Here is a 16,117-nt window from a genome sequence, read left to right as displayed (position 1 = left end):
GCGGTTTTTATTTTATGGAACGGGCGCGCTGTGTTATAATCTCTATGATTCTAGATCAACAGGAGGTGCCTTGCCGATGAGTCAGCGGAAGCGCGCGGCCAAACCCCGACGTCCCAAAGTCATTCCGATTCGACTGGATGCGACCTTTTTCTTCGAACGCGCCGTGCAATCGCTTGACCGGTATCACTACGACAAGGCATTGAAATATTTCCGCAGGGCGGTCGAATACGAGCCGGAGAACCCGGTCAACCATTGCAACATGGCGGGCATTCTGTCGGAGATGGGCCGTTACGAGGAATCGAACGACGTGCTTCGTTCCGTGCTCGACCGGATCGATCCGGCGATGACGGAATGTTATTACTACTTGGCGAACAATTACGCGAACATGGAGCTGTACGAGGCGGCCGAAGAGGCGCTCGTCCGCTACCTGGAGAACGATCCGGACGGCCAGTTCCTGGACGAAGCCGACGAGCTGCTGGATCTGCTGAAGTTCGAGCTGAATCGTCCGACCAAGCTGTCGACGATCAAGTCGAAGGAGAACGTATTCGCGCACGACAAGGCCCGCGAGTTGCTCGAGGCGGGACGCTTCGCTGACGCGGTCAAAATATTGGAAGACATTATCGTGCGGGAACCTACCTTCCTGGCGGCGCGGAACAACCTCGGACTGGCATACTATTATATGGGACTCTTCGAGAAGTCCGTCGTCACCATTACCGAGGTGCTGGAGTCGGAGCCGGGCAATCTGCACGCTCTGTGCAACCTGGCGATCTTCTATCAGCACTCGAACCGGGAAGGACCGCTGCGCGAGCTGGTGGAACGGCTCAACAAGACGGTGCCTTTCCATCCCGAGCACGTGTTCAAGATGGCGACGACGCTCGGCATCGTGGGCGAGCATCGCGAGGCTTACCGGCATTTCCGCCGGCTGCTGCGCACGGGGGAGCTGGCCGGGGAGCCTAGCCTGCACCACTTCGCGGCGGTAGCGGCGACGAATCTGGGCAGGTACGCCGAGGCGGAGCGGCATTGGAACCAAGCCGAGAAGCTGGACGCGGGCTCTCCGGTGCCGGCGTATTACTTGCGCAGGCTGGAGAAGGTGCGCGCGGGCGAAGAGAACGCGCCGTCTCATTACCACTATCATCTCCCCTTCGAGGAGCAGTTCCGTCAATGGGAGAACGATCCGGGACTCGTGACGGAAGCGCTGAAGCGCGAACCGCTCATCCGGTCTTCGTTCTTCTGGGCGCTGCGCCACGGCGACCGCAAGACGAAGGTGCAAGTGATCCAGGCGCTCGGTCTGATCGCGGACGAAGAAGTGATCGAAGCTCTGAAGGCGTTCTTGATCGACGCGGACGAGGAAGACGAACTGAAGCGCGTCGCGGTGCTCGTGCTGCGCTCGATCGGCGTGCAGGATTCGCTTCCGGTTACGTTCGGCGGACGGACATTGACGCTCGAGGCTCGCCGCAAGTCCGCCAGGCTGCCCGTCTGGGACAGCGCGTGGCAGACGGTGCTGGAGCAAGCGCTTGCCGGCATGTCGGGACGTTACGACGTCGTTCAGCAGCACGATATGATGACGTTATGGGTCGATTATCTGTCCCGCGTCTATCCCGAGGTGCCGAAGCTGCACAAGTCGACGGGGTGGGCGGCGGCGCTCGAATATTGGACGGCGAAGATGCATCGCAGGACGGTTACTTACGCGGATCTCGTCAGCCGGTACGGCGTATCCCAAGCGAGTATCAGCCGATACGCGAACCGGATTGATGAAGCATGCGGCATTCGGGAGAAACTGGACTTGACGACTCCGTCGTTCCATTGAACCCGAACAGCAAGACTAGGAGGCAAGCAAGATGCATAAATGTATCGTGATCGGCACCGGCCCGGCCGGATTGACGGCGGCGATCTACTTGGCGCGGGCGAACCTGTCCCCCCTCGTCATCGAAGGACCGGAGCCAGGCGGCCAGTTGACGACGACGACCGAAGTCGAGAACTTCCCGGGCTTCCCCGAAGGCATCATGGGGCCCGATCTCATGGCGAACATGCGCAAGCAGGCGGAACGGTTCGGAGCGGAATTCCGCACGGGATGGATTAACGAGGTCGACCTGTCGCGGCGACCGTTCACGCTGTCGCTCGAAGGCGGCGAGACGCTGAAGGCGGAGACGCTCATTATCTCCACGGGCGCGTCGGCGAAGTATCTCGGCATTCCCGGGGAGAAGGACAACGTCGGCCGGGGCGTCAGCACGTGCGCGACTTGCGACGGCTTCTTCTTCCGCGGGAAGAAGATCATCGTCGTCGGCGGCGGGGATTCGGCGATGGAGGAAGCGAACTTCTTGACGCGCTTCGCGAGCGAAGTGACGCTCGTGCACCGCCGCGAAGAGATGCGCGCCTCGAAGATCATGCAAGACCGCGCTCGCCAGAACGACAAGATCGCATGGGGTCTCAATAAGACGCCGGTCGAAGTCGTCGCCGGCGGCAACGGGGTTACCGGCTTGAAGGTTCGCGACAACGCGACCGGCGAAGAAGAGGTCATCGAGACGCAAGGGCTGTTCGTCGCGATCGGCCATACGCCGAATACGAAGTTCCTCGGCGGGCAGATCGACACCGACGAGACCGGCTACATCAACGTGAAGCCGGGCACGACGGAGACGAACGTGCCGGGCGTGTTCGCCTGCGGCGACGTCCAGGATACGAAGTACCGCCAAGCGATTACGGCGGCCGGCAGCGGCTGCATGGCGGCGCTCGACTGCGAGAAGTTCCTCGAGCATTCGGCCGTCCACGATTGGAGCCAGACGCTCGGCTGAAGCTCTTAACGGGCTTACATTCATACCGCTAACGCGTTAACCATTATTCCTTATGAGGTGTCGACTAACATGTCACAATTGCTGTACGTAGGCGTAGATCTTGGCGGAACCGCCATTAAAGTAGGACTTTGCAACGCTTCTGGAGATTTGCTTCGCACGCACGAAGGCCCGACCGGGTCGGCGGGCGGCTCGGACGCCGTTCTGGCCAACATCGCGGAATACGTCAAGGAGCTCGTCCCGCCCGGAACGCCCGAGTGGGAAGCGCTGGCCGGCGTAGGCATCGGAATCGCGGGATTCCTGAACATTCCGGAAGGAATCATCGATTTCTCCGCGAACCTGCCGTTCCGCAACGTGCCCGTGAAGCAAATCATGGAAGAGAAGCTTGGCAAGCCCGTCAAGATCAATAACGACGCCAACGTGGCGGCTCTCGGGGAAGCATGGGGCGGCGCGGGCAGGGGAATTCCGAACTGCGTATGCTACACGCTCGGCACGGGCGTCGGCGGCGGAATCATCCTGAACGATCGGCTGATCGAAGGATCGAAGGGAATGGCCGGCGAGCTCGGCCATATGTCGGTCGTGCCGGATCTGGAAGCGATCCAGTGCGGCTGCGGCAAGATGGGCTGCCTAGAGACGGTATCGTCGGCGACGGGCATCATCCGAATGGCGCGCGATGCCGTCGGACGCGGGGACCGGACGTCGCTGTCGCTGCTGGAGAACGGCGTGAACGAAGCGAAGGAAGTATTCGACGCCGCGAAGAACGGCGACGAGGTCGCGCAGCGGATCATCGCTCGCGCCGCCTTCTATCTCGGGAAGTCGATGGCCGCCGTGGCGGTCGTCGTGAACCCGCAGCGGTTCATTCTCGGCGGCGGCGTAAGCAAGGCGGGAGAATTCCTGTTCGCCCAAATCCGCGAGGTGTTCCAGAAGCTTACGCCAGGGGCGGCGCAAGAAGGCGTCGAGATCGTGGCGGCCGAGCTGGGGAATAACGCCGGCGTCGTAGGAGCCGCGGGACTGTTCCTACGCGCGTGACGCAAGAAGCATCGACGCTTGGCTCCGCCGTTCTCGCGGCGGGTCAAGCGTTCTGTCGTTCATAGCCGATCTTTGATCGATTTGGGGGAGAGGAAGCTTATGGATACGATAACGCAGCAACCTACGCTGGTCATTATTACGGGGATGTCGGGAGCGGGGAAGACGATCGCGGTGCAGAGTTTGGAAGATCTCGGGTTCTTCTGCGTCGATAACTTGCCGCCTGTGCTTATTCCGAAGTTCGCGGAGCTGATCGAGCAATCGCAAGGGCGCATCGCGAAGGTAGCGCTCGTCATCGACTTGCGCGGCCGGGAGTTCTTCACCGCGCTGTCCGAATCGCTCAACTATATCCGCGAGCACTATACGATCCACTACGAGATTCTGTTCCTGGATTCGACCGACAGCGTGCTCGTGCAGCGTTACAAGGAAAGCCGCCGCAGGCATCCGCTCGCGCCGGACGGCATGCCGCTGGACGGCATCCGCCTCGAGCGCAAGTTGCTGGAGGATCTGAAGGGCTGGGCGACGCAGGTTATCGACACGAGCAACCTGAAGCCGGCGGCGCTGAAGGAGAAGATCATCGGCCGGTTTACCGACCTCGACCGCAACAGCATCTCGATCAATGTGACCTCGTTCGGCTTCAAGTACGGCGTTCCGATCGACGCGGACTTGATCTTCGACGTCCGCTTCCTGCCGAATCCGCATTACGTGGAACAGCTTCGGCCGAAGACCGGCCAAGAGCCGGAAGTGTACGACTACGTCATGAAGTGGCCGGAGACGCAGACGTTCCTCGCGAAGCTGCTCGACATGCTGCAATATTTGATTCCTCTGTATCACAAGGAAGGCAAGAGTCAAGTCGTGATCGGCATCGGCTGTACGGGCGGCAAGCATCGTTCCGTGGCGCTTGCGGAGTATCTCGGACGCAGGCTCGGATCGAGCGAGACGGAGTACGTACGGGTTAGCCATCGCGACGCGGATCGCGATCGCCAGAGTTGAGGTGAAGCGATGACAACCAAACCGAACTTACCGCGCAAGCCGCGAATCGTCGTCATCGGCGGAGGCACGGGCTTGTCGGTCATGCTGCGGGGGCTTAAGCAGAAGCCGCTCGACATAACCGCGATCGTGACGGTCGCGGACGACGGAGGAAGCTCCGGCATTCTAAGGGAAGAGCTGCAAATTCCGCCGCCCGGAGACATTCGCAACGTGCTGACCGCGTTAGCCGATACGGAGCCGCTATTGGCCGAAGTGCTTAAGTACCGCTTCAACAGCGGCGGCGCGCTCTCCGGACATAGTCTGGGCAATCTGATTCTCGCCGCGATGACCGATATTACCGGAGACTTCGTGACCGGAATCACCGAGCTCAGCCGCATCTTCGCCGTTCGCGGACGCGTGCTTCCCGCCGCCAATCAGGCGATCGTGCTGAAGGCCGAGATGGAAGACGGATCGATCGTCGTCGGCGAGTCGACCATTCCGAAGTCGGGTCTGGCGATCCGCAAAGTGTTCATCGAGCCGGAGGCGGTCGAGCCGCTTCCCGAAGCGGTGGAGGCGTTGGAGCAAGCGGATGCGATTCTGATCGGTCCGGGCAGCTTATATACGAGCATCATTCCGAACTTGATCGTACCGAAGCTGGCGGAGGCGATCGTGAAGTCCGAAGCGGTGAAGCTGTTCGTCTGCAACGTCATGACGCAGCCCGGCGAGACCGACGATTATTCCGTCAGCGACCATCTGGTCGCGATTCATGAACATATCGGCCATCATCTATTCGATTACGTCATCGTGAACGACGGCGAGATTCCTCCGCAAGTACAGAGCCTGTACGCGGAGAAGGGCTCCAAGGCGGTCCATCTGGACCTCGAGGAGGTTACGCGCCGGGGGTACAAGGTCATCGCCGACAAGCTCGTGCTGTTCCGCACGTACTTGCGTCACGATGCCGCCAGATTAAGCGATCATATCTATCATCTCGTGGAAGACTGGATGATTCGAAAGGAGGGCTAGAGCATGTCTTTTGCCGCGCAAACGAAAAAAGAGCTGACGATGGTCGTCGCCGACGGCTGCTGCGAGCGCGCGGAATTATCCGCGCTCATCCGAATGAACGGTTCGGTAGCGCTAACCGGCAAACGCATCGTCCTCGATATCGCGACGGAGAATGCCGCCATTTCCCGCCGAATCTATACGCTGTTGAAACGGCATTTCGTCGTGCCTACGGAACTGCTCGTCCGCAAAAAAATGCGTCTGAAGAAAAACAACGTGTACGTCGTTCGAATACCCGGCGGCGTAGAGGAAATTCTAAAGGAACTGTCCATTACGACGGAAGGGTTCCAATTCCATCCGAGCATCGACAAGAACCTGGTCAAGAAGCCTTGCTGCAAGCGCGCGTATCTGCGCGGGGCATTCCTGGCGGGAGGATCCGTCAACAATCCGGAGGGCTCCTCGTATCATTTGGAGATCGCTTCGATATACGAAGAGCATTGCCAAGCGCTCGTCGATCTGGCGAACAAGTTCCAGCTGAACGCCAGGTTCATCGAGCGGAAGAAGGGCTTCGTTCTCTATATCAAGGAAGGCGAGAAAATCATCGAATTCCTGAGCATTATCGGAGCTCACCAAGCGCTTTTCAAATTCGAGGACGTTCGAATCATGAGAGACATGCGCAATTCGGTCAACCGGATCGTCAATTGCGAGACGGCCAACCTCAACAAGACGATCGGCGCGGCCGTCAGGCAGATCGACAATATCAAGCTGCTTCAGAAGGAAGTCGGTTTGCACAATTTGCCCGATAAATTGCGGGAAGTCGCCGAAATCCGCCTTCAGCATCCGGACATGAATCTGAAGGAAGTCGGCGATCTGCTTAAGGGTCAGGTCAGCAAGTCCGGCGTCAACCATCGGTTGCGAAAATTGGATGAATGGGCTGAAAAAATCCGAAACGGCGGCGCTTAGACGTATAGCGTATTTGTCGTCTTCAATGTTATAATAGTCAAGAAACGATGTACGGGGTTCCCGATGAGCGGGACGATTAAAGATAGGGGGTAGCCGTTCCATGACGAGACAGCCGGTGGTTGTTCGGCTAAAAACGGGGCTTCACGCCAGACCGGCGGCACTGTTCGTGCAAGAAGCCAATAAATTCTCCTCTGATGTGTTCGTGGAGAAGGATGACAAGAAAGTTAACGCCAAAAGCATCATGGGAATCATGAGTCTTGCGATTAGTTCCGGTACGGAAGTCTCGATCAGCGCGGAAGGCTCCGACGCAGAGCAAGCTGTAACCGCTTTAGTGCAGCTCGTGAGCAAAGAAGAGCTGGAGAACCAATAATACCGAAGCTTAAAGCTCCCGCGACGGGGGCTTTTTGCATCCCGATAGAAACCAGGAAGCAGATGGCAACCTTGCCTGCATCCTGGTTTTTCTGCATGCAGGGAATCGGATAGGAACGCAAAAAAACCGCCCTCCGATTGGAAGGCGGTTCATATTGATGCGAGCTTACGCTTCTTGGTAGTTGTTCAGTTGGCGAATGCTGATGGCTTCTTCGAGCAACTCGATGAACTCGAGCGACAGATTCATCTTCTTGGCTTCCCGGTACACTTCCAATAGATGTTGATCTTGCAGCGGGCGAAGCAACGAGGCTTTATCGCTTAGCCGGCGGGCGGCTATAGGTTCGATATCGCGAGGCTGTTGGTAACGCGCACTGTGCTCGGTATGGTTGCTGATGACATACGGATAGGACCGTTGGTTCATGCTAGATCCCCCTCTTCCATTGTTCCTAGGTGCTGACTAGAACTGGAGGTATATGGTATTCCCTCTGTGTGATAGCATACCATGGATTGTCCGAACGGAAGAGGGGGGATTCAAAGATTTGAATTTTGCTTGACAGATGATCCGCGGTGTGTTATTAGCCGATCTTGTCGATGACTTTATCGATCAAGCCGTATTCGCGAGCCGTCTCGGCTTCCATGAAGTTGTCGCGGTCCGTGTCCTTCTCGATCCGTTCGATCGGTTGGCCCGTGCGCTCGGATAGAATGCGGTTGAGCTTGTCGCGCATCTTCAGGATGCGGCGGGCGCGAATCTCGATATCGCTCGCTTGGCCTTCCGCGCCGCCGAGCGGCTGGTGGATCATGACTTCGCTGTTCGGAAGCGCGAAGCGTTTGCCTTTGGCGCCGGCCGCGAGCAGGAACGCGCCCATGGAAGCGGCCATGCCCACGCAGATCGTGGATACGTCCGGCTTGATGAATTGCATCGTATCGTAGATGGCCATGCCGGAAGTGATGCTTCCGCCCGGGCTGTTGATGTATAGGTGGATGTCCTTCTCGGGGTCTTCAGCGGCCAAGAACAGCAGCTGCGCAATGATGGAGTTGGCGACTACGTCATTCACCGGAGTACCCAGAAATACGATGCGGTCCTTCAGCAGACGGGAATAGATGTCATAGGCTCTTTCCCCGCGGTTACTTTGTTCGACGACCATTGGAATGAAACTCATGTTTGACGTCCCTCCTCATGATTTTAGTTTCCTTATCATAGCGAAATCGCGAACAAAAGTCAAAGAACGTCAAAGAGGCTTGCGCAACAAAAAAACCGGCCGTATGGAACGGCCGGTTCTGCTGTATGCTATTGGTTGGTTCGCGTTAGCGATTGTTGGCGCGCCCGCGAGGAATCGAACCTCGATCTCAGGCTCCGGAGGCCTACGTCATATCCGTTGGACCACGGGCGCAAGTTAATCGGTAGATACCAATTAAGAGTGACAGCAAGAGTTATTATAGGTCATTCGGTCTCGAAAAGCAAGCGATTCTACAGGAGTAAATTTGTTCATTTCGTGGACGTTGGTGGTTGCATCGTTCAACGATTTTCGATAATATAGTGGTGGGACTTAAAAGTAAGTGGTGGGACGATTCGTGACCAACGAATCGCAATCGCATGAGTGCCGAGGATGACTGTCGGTTGCCGGGAGGATAGACGCGGATACATGCGAAAAATCGTGGACATACAAAAGAAGCTCATCCCGGACATTCTCCAGACGATGGAGAAGCGTTACGATATTCTGCGGCATATCTTCGTGTCGGGAACGATCGGACGGCGAACGCTCGCGTCCGGCGTAGATCTGACCGAGCGCGTCTTGCGGTCCGAGCTGGAAGTGTTGCGCGCCCAAGGCTTGCTCGAGATCGGAACGGTCGGCATGGCGCTTAGCGATGCCGGACGGCAACTGGTCGAAGAGATGGAGCCGGTCGTCAAGGAGCTCTTCGGATTGTCCGACATGGAGGAGGCGGTTCGCCGGGCTTTCGGGCTGAAGCGGGTCATTATCGTTCCGGGAGATTCCGATTCCTCCGACCATATCAAGCGCGAGATGGGGCGCGCGGCCGGACGAGTGCTTCGCGAGAGCTTATCCTCCGGAGACGTGGTGGCGGTCATGGGCGGCTCGACGATGGCGAGAATGGCTTCGCAATTCCAAGCGCCGACGCAACTGAGGGACAATTGGTTCGTACCGGCTCGCGGGGGACTCGGCGAGAGCGTCGACTACCAAGCGAACACGATTGCCGCGGAACTGGCCAAACGGACGGGAGCAAGGTACCGGATGCTTCACGTGCCGGATCATCTGAGCGAGGAAGCTTATCAGACGCTCATGCAGGAGCCGAACGTACGCGAAGTCGTCGATATGATCCGCAGCGCGAGAATCGTCGTGCACGGGATCGGGGACGCGCTTACGATGGCGCGCAGGCGGAAGCTAAGCGACGGCACGAAGGATGAGCTGGTGAAGGACGGCGCGTTGGCGGAGGCGTTCGGATATTATTTCGATCGTACCGGCAAGGTCGTGCACCGAATGGCGACGGCGGGCTTGCGGCTCGAAGATATCGAGGCGGCGGGCATCGTGATCGGCATCGCGGGCGGACGCAGCAAGGGCGAAGCGATCGCTTCGGTCATGCGGTTCGGACACGACGACGTGCTCGTGACGGACGAAGCGGGCGCGGAGGAAGCGCTGAAGCACATTTGATTGGGTAATTCATGTATGGAAGCTAGGAGCTAGTTGTCCCGGCGCGAACCCGCGCTTGACATAGATCAAATCAGAGTGGCTATTCTAAGGAGGAAACCCTAATGGTAAAAATCGGTATCAACGGCTTTGGACGTATCGGTCGTAACGTATTCCGCGCATCCCTGAACAACCCTAACGTCGAAGTCGTCGCAATCAACGACTTGACGGACGTAAGCACGCTGGCTCACCTGCTCAAATATGACACTACGCATGGTCGTCTGGACGGAACCGTTGAAGTGGGCGAAGGCGCTCTTATCGTCAACGGCAAAACGATCAAAGTGTTCGCAGAGCGCGATCCAGGCAACCTTCCTTGGGCTTCCGTAGGCGCTGAGATCGTCGTTGAATCGACGGGTATCTTCACCGCGAAAGAAAAAGCCGAGCTTCACCTGAAAGGCGGCGCCAAAAAAGTCATCATCTCCGCTCCCGCAACGAACGAAGACATCACGATCGTTCTGGGCGTTAACGAAGATAAATACGATGCTTCCGCTCACACGATTATCTCCAACGCTTCTTGCACGACGAACTGCCTCGCGCCGTTCTCGAAAGTGCTTAACGACCAATTCGGCATCGTCAAAGGCATGATGACGACGATCCACTCCTATACGAACGACCAAAGCGTTCTCGACTTGCCGCACAAAGACCTGCGTCGCGCTCGCGCGGCGGCAGAGAACATCATTCCTTCTTCGACGGGCGCCGCGAAAGCGATCGGTCTCGTATTGCCTGAACTGAAAGGCAAGCTGAACGGCATGTCGTTCCGCGTTCCTACGCCTAACGTATCCGTAACGGATCTCGTTGCCGAGTTGAAAGTAAACGTAACGGTAGACGAAGTCAACGCTGCTCTGAAAGCTGCTGCCGACGGCCCGCTTAAAGGCATCTTGAACTACTCCGACGAGCCGCTCGTATCGAGCGACTACAACAGCGACCCTGCTTCCTCCACGATCGACGCGCTGTCGACGATGGTCGTCGAAGGCAACATGGTTAAAGTCGTTTCTTGGTACGACAACGAGTGGGGCTATTCCAACCGCGTAGTCGACCTCGCCGCATTCATCGCAAGCAAAGGCCTGTAATCAAGCTATAAGCAACCCCAGGATCCCCCTCTCGCAGGGGGATTCGAGGGAGTTGCCCCTCGGACACCCTTAGCGGTGACAACCAACCGCGGCTAACGCCGCCGGGTAAGGTTGCGCAGCGGGTGTCCTGCTTCATGGATAGGCAATGTAGAGGCTACCCGAGGAGGAATCGTACTTGAATAAGAAAAGCGTAAGAGATGTTGAGGTTGCAGGCCAAAGAGTGCTCGTTCGCGTGGACTTTAACGTCCCGCTCGAGAACGGCGCCATTACGGACGATACGCGGATCCGCGAGACGCTCCCGACGATCCGTTACTTGATCGAAGGCGGCGCGAAGGTCATTCTGGCGAGCCACTTGGGCCGTCCGAAAGGCGAAGTCGTGGACGGCTTGCGCTTGACGCCGGTCGCGGCACGCTTGTCCGAACTGCTCGGCAAACCGGTCGCGAAGGCGAACGAAGTCGTCGGCGCTGCCGTTAAGGCGCAAGTGGACGCTCTGAATAACGGCGACGTGCTTCTTCTCGAGAACGTGCGTTTCGAAGCGGGCGAAGAGAGCAACGATTCCGCGCTGGCCCAAGCGTTCGCGGAGCTGGCGGACCTGTACGTGAACGACGCGTTCGGCGCCGCTCACCGCGCGCATGCATCCACGGAAGGCGTAGCGCACTTCTTGCCGGCCGTATCCGGCTTGCTGATGGAGAAGGAGCTCGACGTGCTCGGCAAAGCGCTCAACAATCCGGAGCGTCCGTTCACGGCGATCGTCGGGGGTTCCAAGGTCAAGGACAAAATCGACGTCATCAACAAGATGATCGAGATCGCCGACAACATCGTTATCGGCGGCGGGTTGTCCTACACGTTCCTGAAGGCGCAAGGCAAGGAGATTGGCCAATCGCTGTGCGACAACTCCAAGCTGGATCTGACGATCGAATTCCTCGAGAAGGCGAAGAAGCTCGGCAAGAACTTCTACCTGCCGGTCGATATCGTCATCACCGACGAATTCAGCGCGAAGGCGAACACGAAGATCGTCGACACCGACGGCATCCTTCCCGATTGGGAAGGCATCGACATCGGGCCGAAGACGCGCGAGATCTACGCGGACGTCATCAAGAACTCGAAGCTCGTCGTCTGGAACGGACCGATGGGCGTATTCGAGATCGAACCGTTCTCCCACGGCACGTTAGCCGTCGCGCAAGCTTGCGCGGAGACTGCGGGCTACACGGTCATCGGCGGCGGCGACTCCGCGGCGGCCGCGGAGAAGTTCCACTTGGCCGATAAGATGGACCATATCTCGACGGGCGGCGGCGCATCGCTGGAGTTCATGGAAGGCAAGGCTCTTCCAGGCGTAGTCGCGCTGAACGACAAATAGGAGCGAGAAAACATGAGCAGAACACCGATTATCGCAGGCAACTGGAAAATGTTCAAAACCGTCTCCGAAGCGACGTCCTTCGTCGCCGAAGTGAAAGGCAAAGCGGAAGTCGCCGGCGTCGAGAGCGTCATATGCGCTCCGTTCACCGCGCTTCCGGCATTGGTCGAAGCGGTTAAGGGAACGAGCATCAAGATCGGCGCGCAAAACCTGCACTTCGAAGACAACGGCGCGTACACGGGCGAGATCAGCGGCGTCATGCTGAAGAATATCGGCGTGGACTACGTCATTATCGGCCATTCGGAGCGTCGCCAGTATTTCGCGGAGACGGACGAGACGGTCAACAAGAAAGCCCACGCCGCGTTCAAGCACGGCATCGTTCCGATTATCTGCGTCGGCGAGAAGCTCGAAGAGCGCGAAGCCGGCCAGACCAAAGAAGTGTGCCGCGTGCAAACCGAAGGCGCGTTAGTCGGTCTATCCGCCGAGCAAGTCGCGGCCGCGATTATCGCGTACGAACCGATCTGGGCGATCGGAACGGGCAAGTCTTCGACCGCGGACGACGCGAACGAAGTAACGGCCTATATCCGCCAAGTCGTCGCCGGCCTATACGGCGCGGACGTAGCGGCGAAAGTCCGCATCCAGTACGGCGGTTCCGTTAAGCCGAACACGGTCGCGGAGTACATGAGCAAGTCCGATATCGACGGCGCGCTCGTTGGCGGCGCCAGCCTTGAACCGGCGTCTTACGTGGCGCTCGTCGAAGGGGCGAAGTAAGATGGCTGCACCGAAACCCGTAGCGCTCATCATTCTCGACGGCTTCGGCCTTCGCCAGGAGACGCACGGCAACGCCGTGGCCCAGGCGAACAAGCCGAACTACGACCGTTACTGGAACGCTTACCCTCACACGACGCTGGTCGCTTGCGGCGAGGCCGTCGGCTTACCGGAAGGTCAGATGGGCAACTCCGAGGTCGGCCACCTGAATATCGGCGCGGGACGTATCGTGTACCAAGACTTGACCCGCATCACGAAGTCGATTCGCGACGAGGAGTTCTACGCGAACGAGACGTTGCTCGGCGCAATCCGGCACGCGAAGACGAACGGCAAGAAGCTGCATCTGTACGGCCTGTTGTCCAACGGCGGCGTCCATAGCCATATCGACCATCTGTTCGCGCTGCTCGAGCTGGCGAAGAAGGAAGAACTGAACGACGTGTACATCCATGCATTCCTCGACGGACGCGACGTCTCGCCGGATAGCGGCATCAACTTCCTGCATCAGTTGCTCGCGAAGATCGAGGAAGTCGGCGTAGGTACGCTTGCGACCGTTCAAGGCCGCTACTACGCGATGGATCGCGACAAGCGCTGGGATCGCGTCGAGAAGTCGTATCGCGCGATGGTGTACGGCGAAGGCCCGACGGCGGTCGATCCGATCGCGGCGGTGCAGGAATCGTACGAGAACAACGTATACGACGAGTTCTTCGTGCCGACAGTAATCGTGGGCGCGGACGGCAAGCCGAACGCGGTCGTCGAGTCCGAAGACGCGGTCATCTTCTTCAACTTCCGCCCGGACCGCGCGATTCAGCTGTCGAACGTGTTCACGAACGAGGACTTCCGCGGCTTCGATCGCGGTCCCGGCGTTCCGAAGAACTTATACTTCGTCTGCATGACGCTGTTCGCTGAAACCGTAGGGGGCCTTGTCGCGTATAAGCCCAAGGAGCTCGACAACACGTTCGGCGAAGTGCTCGTGCAGCAAGGCAAGAAGCAATTGCGCATCGCCGAGACGGAGAAGTACCCGCACGTCACGTTCTTCTTCAGCGGCGGACGCGACCACGTGCTCGACGGCGAGACGCGCATCCTCATCAATTCGCCTAAGGTCGCGACCTACGACCTGCAGCCTGAGATGAGCGCGTACGAAGTCGCCGCGGCGGCGGTGAAGGAGATCGAGGCGGATAACCACGACGCGATCATCCTGAACTTCGCCAACGTCGACATGGTCGGACACTCCGGCATGCTGGAGCCGACGATCAAGGCGGTCGAAGCGACGGACGATTGTCTCGGCCAAGTGGTCGACGCGGTTATCGCGAAGGGCGGCGTCGCCGTGATCATCGCGGACCACGGTAACGGCGATATGGTCATCGACGACGACGGTCGCCCGTTCACGGCGCACACGACGAACCCGGTGCCTTGCATAGTCACGCAAGCGGGCGGCGCTCTCCGTGAAGGCGGCATCCTGGCCGACGTCGCTCCGACGCTACTGAAGCTGATGCAGCTGCCTCAGCCGAAGGAAATGACGGGCACGTCGTTGGTGTAAGTCGCGTAAATCAGTCGTACGGAATCAATGCCCTCTCCAGCCGCTGTTCTCATCCCTTAGCCTGATTGAATTTTTAAGGTGGCTAAGGGATTCGAAAGGCGGACGCTTCGCTCTTCCGAGAGCATTGTTCCTTCCGCCTTTAGCGCGACAGGTATGTGTAGGCTTAGATGGATCGGTCGCATCGTCGACCGACTATTAATTATTAACAAGGAGTGTTCTTCTCATGACGATTATTACCGACGTTTACGCACGCGAGATTCTTGATTCCCGCGGCAACCCGACCGTAGAAGTAGAAGTACGCCTCGAATCCGGCGCGCTCGGCCGCGCTATCGTTCCATCCGGCGCATCGACCGGCGCATACGAAGCCGTAGAGCTTCGCGACGGCGACAAAAGCCGTTACCTCGGCAAAGGCGTTCTGAAAGCAGTCGAGAACGTCAACTCCATCATCGCGCCTGAAATCATCGGCTACGATGCGCTCGACCAAGTCGAAATCGACAACAAAATGATCGCGCTCGACGGCACGCCGAACAAAGCGAAGCTGGGCGCCAACGCGATCCTCGCGGTATCCATCGCGGTCGCTCGCGCGGCTGCAGAAGCTCTTGACGTGCCTTTGTACCAATACCTGGGCGGATTCAACTCCAAGAAACTGCCGGTGCCGATGATGAACATCATCAACGGCGGCGCGCACGCGGACAACAACGTCGACGTGCAAGAGTTCATGGTTCTGCCGGTAGGCGCTCCTACGTTCGCGGAAGCTCTTCGCACGGGCGCGGAGATTTTCCACGCTCTGAAATCCGTACTTAAAGACAAAGGCTTGAACACGGCAGTAGGCGACGAAGGCGGCTTCGCTCCGAACTTCGCGTCCAACGAAGAAGCGCTCTCGACGATTATCGTCGCGATCGAAAAAGCCGGCTACAAGCCAGGCGTCGACGTATTCCTCGGCATGGACGTCGCTTCCACCGAGTTCTTCAAAGACGGCAAATACCACCTCGAAGGCGAAGGCAAGTCCTACACGCCTGCCGAGTTCGTCGACCTGCTCGCTAGCTGGGCCGACAAATATCCGATCATCACGATCGAAGACGGCTGCTCCGAAGACGACTGGGAAGGTTGGAAGCTGCTTACCGAGAAATTGGGCGGCAAAATCCAACTCGTCGGCGACGATCTGTTCGTAACGAACACCGAGCGTCTGTCCACGGGCATCGAGCAAGGCATCGGCAACTCGATCCTCGTTAAAGTCAACCAAATCGGTTCCTTGACCGAGACGTTCGACGCGATCGAGATGGCTCAACGCGCCGGCTACACGGCCGTTATCTCCCACCGTTCCGGCGAATCCGAAGACAGCACGATCGCGGACATCGCGGTCGCTACGAACGCGGGTCAAATCAAAACGGGCGCTCCTTCCCGTTCCGACCGCGTCGCGAAGTACAACCAATTGCTCCGCATCGAGGACAAACTGGGCTCCACGGCGTCCTATGCAGGCAAAAAAGCGTTCTACAACCTCAAGAACTTCAAGTAATTCGAGGCATACGAGTTCTCGAATTCCGGCACGACCACATAACGAAGAAGGACGGACC

15 protein-coding genes and 1 tRNA gene are annotated in these 16,117 nt (G+C 58.3%); 13 read left to right on the top strand and 3 right to left on the bottom strand.

All coding sequences use genetic code 11. From position 1 onward, the window contains the following. Positions 1 to 76: 76 nt before the first annotated feature. The 7 genes from ACFQZG_RS24905 (at position 77) to ACFQZG_RS24875 (ending at position 7,113) form a co-directional block, all read left to right on the top strand. Positions 77 to 1,807, top strand: a complete 1,731-nt coding sequence (locus ACFQZG_RS24905; protein ID WP_378157463.1) for a tetratricopeptide repeat protein — start codon at positions 77 to 79, stop codon at positions 1,805 to 1,807. A gap of 31 nt (positions 1,808 to 1,838) precedes the next feature. Then, positions 1,839 to 2,789 carry a thioredoxin-disulfide reductase gene (gene trxB / locus ACFQZG_RS24900; RefSeq protein WP_378157462.1) on the top strand — a complete coding sequence of 317 codons (951 nt, stop codon included), beginning with the start codon at positions 1,839 to 1,841 and terminating at the stop codon, positions 2,787 to 2,789. 69 nt (positions 2,790 to 2,858) lie between these two features. Next, positions 2,859 to 3,815, top strand: a complete 957-nt coding sequence (locus ACFQZG_RS24895) for an ROK family glucokinase (protein ID WP_378157461.1) — start codon at positions 2,859 to 2,861, stop codon at positions 3,813 to 3,815. 99 nt (positions 3,816 to 3,914) lie between these two features. After that, positions 3,915 to 4,805: an RNase adapter RapZ gene (gene rapZ, locus ACFQZG_RS24890; protein WP_378157460.1), complete on the top strand. Its 891-nt coding sequence runs from the start codon at positions 3,915 to 3,917 to the stop codon at positions 4,803 to 4,805. 9 nt (positions 4,806 to 4,814) lie between these two features. Then, positions 4,815 to 5,804 carry a gluconeogenesis factor YvcK family protein gene (locus tag ACFQZG_RS24885; protein ID WP_378157459.1) on the top strand — a complete coding sequence of 330 codons (990 nt, stop codon included), beginning with the start codon at positions 4,815 to 4,817 and terminating at the stop codon, positions 5,802 to 5,804. 3 nt (positions 5,805 to 5,807) lie between these two features. Further along, positions 5,808 to 6,743 carry a DNA-binding protein WhiA gene (whiA, locus tag ACFQZG_RS24880; RefSeq protein ID WP_378157458.1) on the top strand — a complete coding sequence of 312 codons (936 nt, stop codon included), beginning with the start codon at positions 5,808 to 5,810 and terminating at the stop codon, positions 6,741 to 6,743. Positions 6,744 to 6,843: 100 nt separating this feature from the next. Continuing rightward, the gene (locus ACFQZG_RS24875) at positions 6,844 to 7,113 is read left to right on the top strand and encodes an HPr family phosphocarrier protein (protein ID WP_123042820.1); all 270 of its coding nucleotides are present in this window, start codon (positions 6,844 to 6,846) and stop codon (positions 7,111 to 7,113) included. 165 nt (positions 7,114 to 7,278) lie between these two features. Here ACFQZG_RS24875 and sda read toward each other — a convergent pair whose 3' ends face one another. The 3 genes from sda to ACFQZG_RS24860 form a co-directional block, all read right to left on the bottom strand. Beyond that, positions 7,279 to 7,533 (bottom strand): sporulation histidine kinase inhibitor Sda, encoded by a 255-nt coding sequence (sda, locus tag ACFQZG_RS24870; RefSeq protein WP_378157457.1) that lies wholly within the window; start codon positions 7,531 to 7,533, stop codon positions 7,279 to 7,281. 154 nt (positions 7,534 to 7,687) lie between these two features. Further along, entirely contained in the window at positions 7,688 to 8,272 is a 585-nt protein-coding gene (gene clpP, locus ACFQZG_RS24865; RefSeq protein WP_378157456.1) for an ATP-dependent Clp endopeptidase proteolytic subunit ClpP, read from the bottom strand. Between the two features lie 156 nt (positions 8,273 to 8,428). Then, positions 8,429 to 8,503: transfer RNA gene (locus tag ACFQZG_RS24860), tRNA-Arg, on the bottom strand. Positions 8,504 to 8,755: 252 nt separating this feature from the next. On the opposite strand from ACFQZG_RS24860, the gene ACFQZG_RS24855 reads away from it, so the two are divergent. The 6 genes from ACFQZG_RS24855 to eno all read left to right on the top strand — a co-directional run bounded on the left by ACFQZG_RS24855 (position 8,756) and on the right by eno (position 16,059). After that, positions 8,756 to 9,778 (top strand): sugar-binding transcriptional regulator, encoded by a 1,023-nt coding sequence (locus ACFQZG_RS24855; RefSeq protein ID WP_378157455.1) that lies wholly within the window; start codon positions 8,756 to 8,758, stop codon positions 9,776 to 9,778. 101 nt (positions 9,779 to 9,879) lie between these two features. Then, the gene (gap, locus tag ACFQZG_RS24850) at positions 9,880 to 10,884 is read left to right on the top strand and encodes a type I glyceraldehyde-3-phosphate dehydrogenase (protein WP_378157454.1); all 1,005 of its coding nucleotides are present in this window, start codon (positions 9,880 to 9,882) and stop codon (positions 10,882 to 10,884) included. 175 nt (positions 10,885 to 11,059) lie between these two features. Further along, on the top strand, positions 11,060 to 12,241 hold the full coding sequence (locus ACFQZG_RS24845) for a phosphoglycerate kinase (RefSeq protein WP_378157453.1): 1,182 nt from the start codon (positions 11,060 to 11,062) through the stop codon (positions 12,239 to 12,241). Between the two features lie 12 nt (positions 12,242 to 12,253). Continuing rightward, positions 12,254 to 13,009: a triose-phosphate isomerase gene (gene tpiA / locus ACFQZG_RS24840; RefSeq protein WP_378157452.1), complete on the top strand. Its 756-nt coding sequence runs from the start codon at positions 12,254 to 12,256 to the stop codon at positions 13,007 to 13,009. A 1-nt stretch (position 13,010) separates the two neighbouring features. Next, positions 13,011 to 14,543 (top strand): 2,3-bisphosphoglycerate-independent phosphoglycerate mutase, encoded by a 1,533-nt coding sequence (gpmI, locus tag ACFQZG_RS24835; RefSeq protein ID WP_378157451.1) that lies wholly within the window; start codon positions 13,011 to 13,013, stop codon positions 14,541 to 14,543. A 223-nt stretch (positions 14,544 to 14,766) separates the two neighbouring features. Continuing rightward, positions 14,767 to 16,059: a phosphopyruvate hydratase gene (eno, locus tag ACFQZG_RS24830; RefSeq protein WP_378157450.1), complete on the top strand. Its 1,293-nt coding sequence runs from the start codon at positions 14,767 to 14,769 to the stop codon at positions 16,057 to 16,059. Positions 16,060 to 16,117: the final 58 nt, after the last annotated feature.

Origin of the sequence: Cohnella sp. GCM10027633 (genome assembly GCF_042675445.1) — a bacterium.
Taxonomy (GTDB): domain Bacteria; phylum Bacillota; class Bacilli; order Paenibacillales; family Paenibacillaceae; genus Cohnella.
Note: the sequence above shows the minus strand (reverse complement) of the source record. Positions and strands in the feature narration are given on the sequence as shown.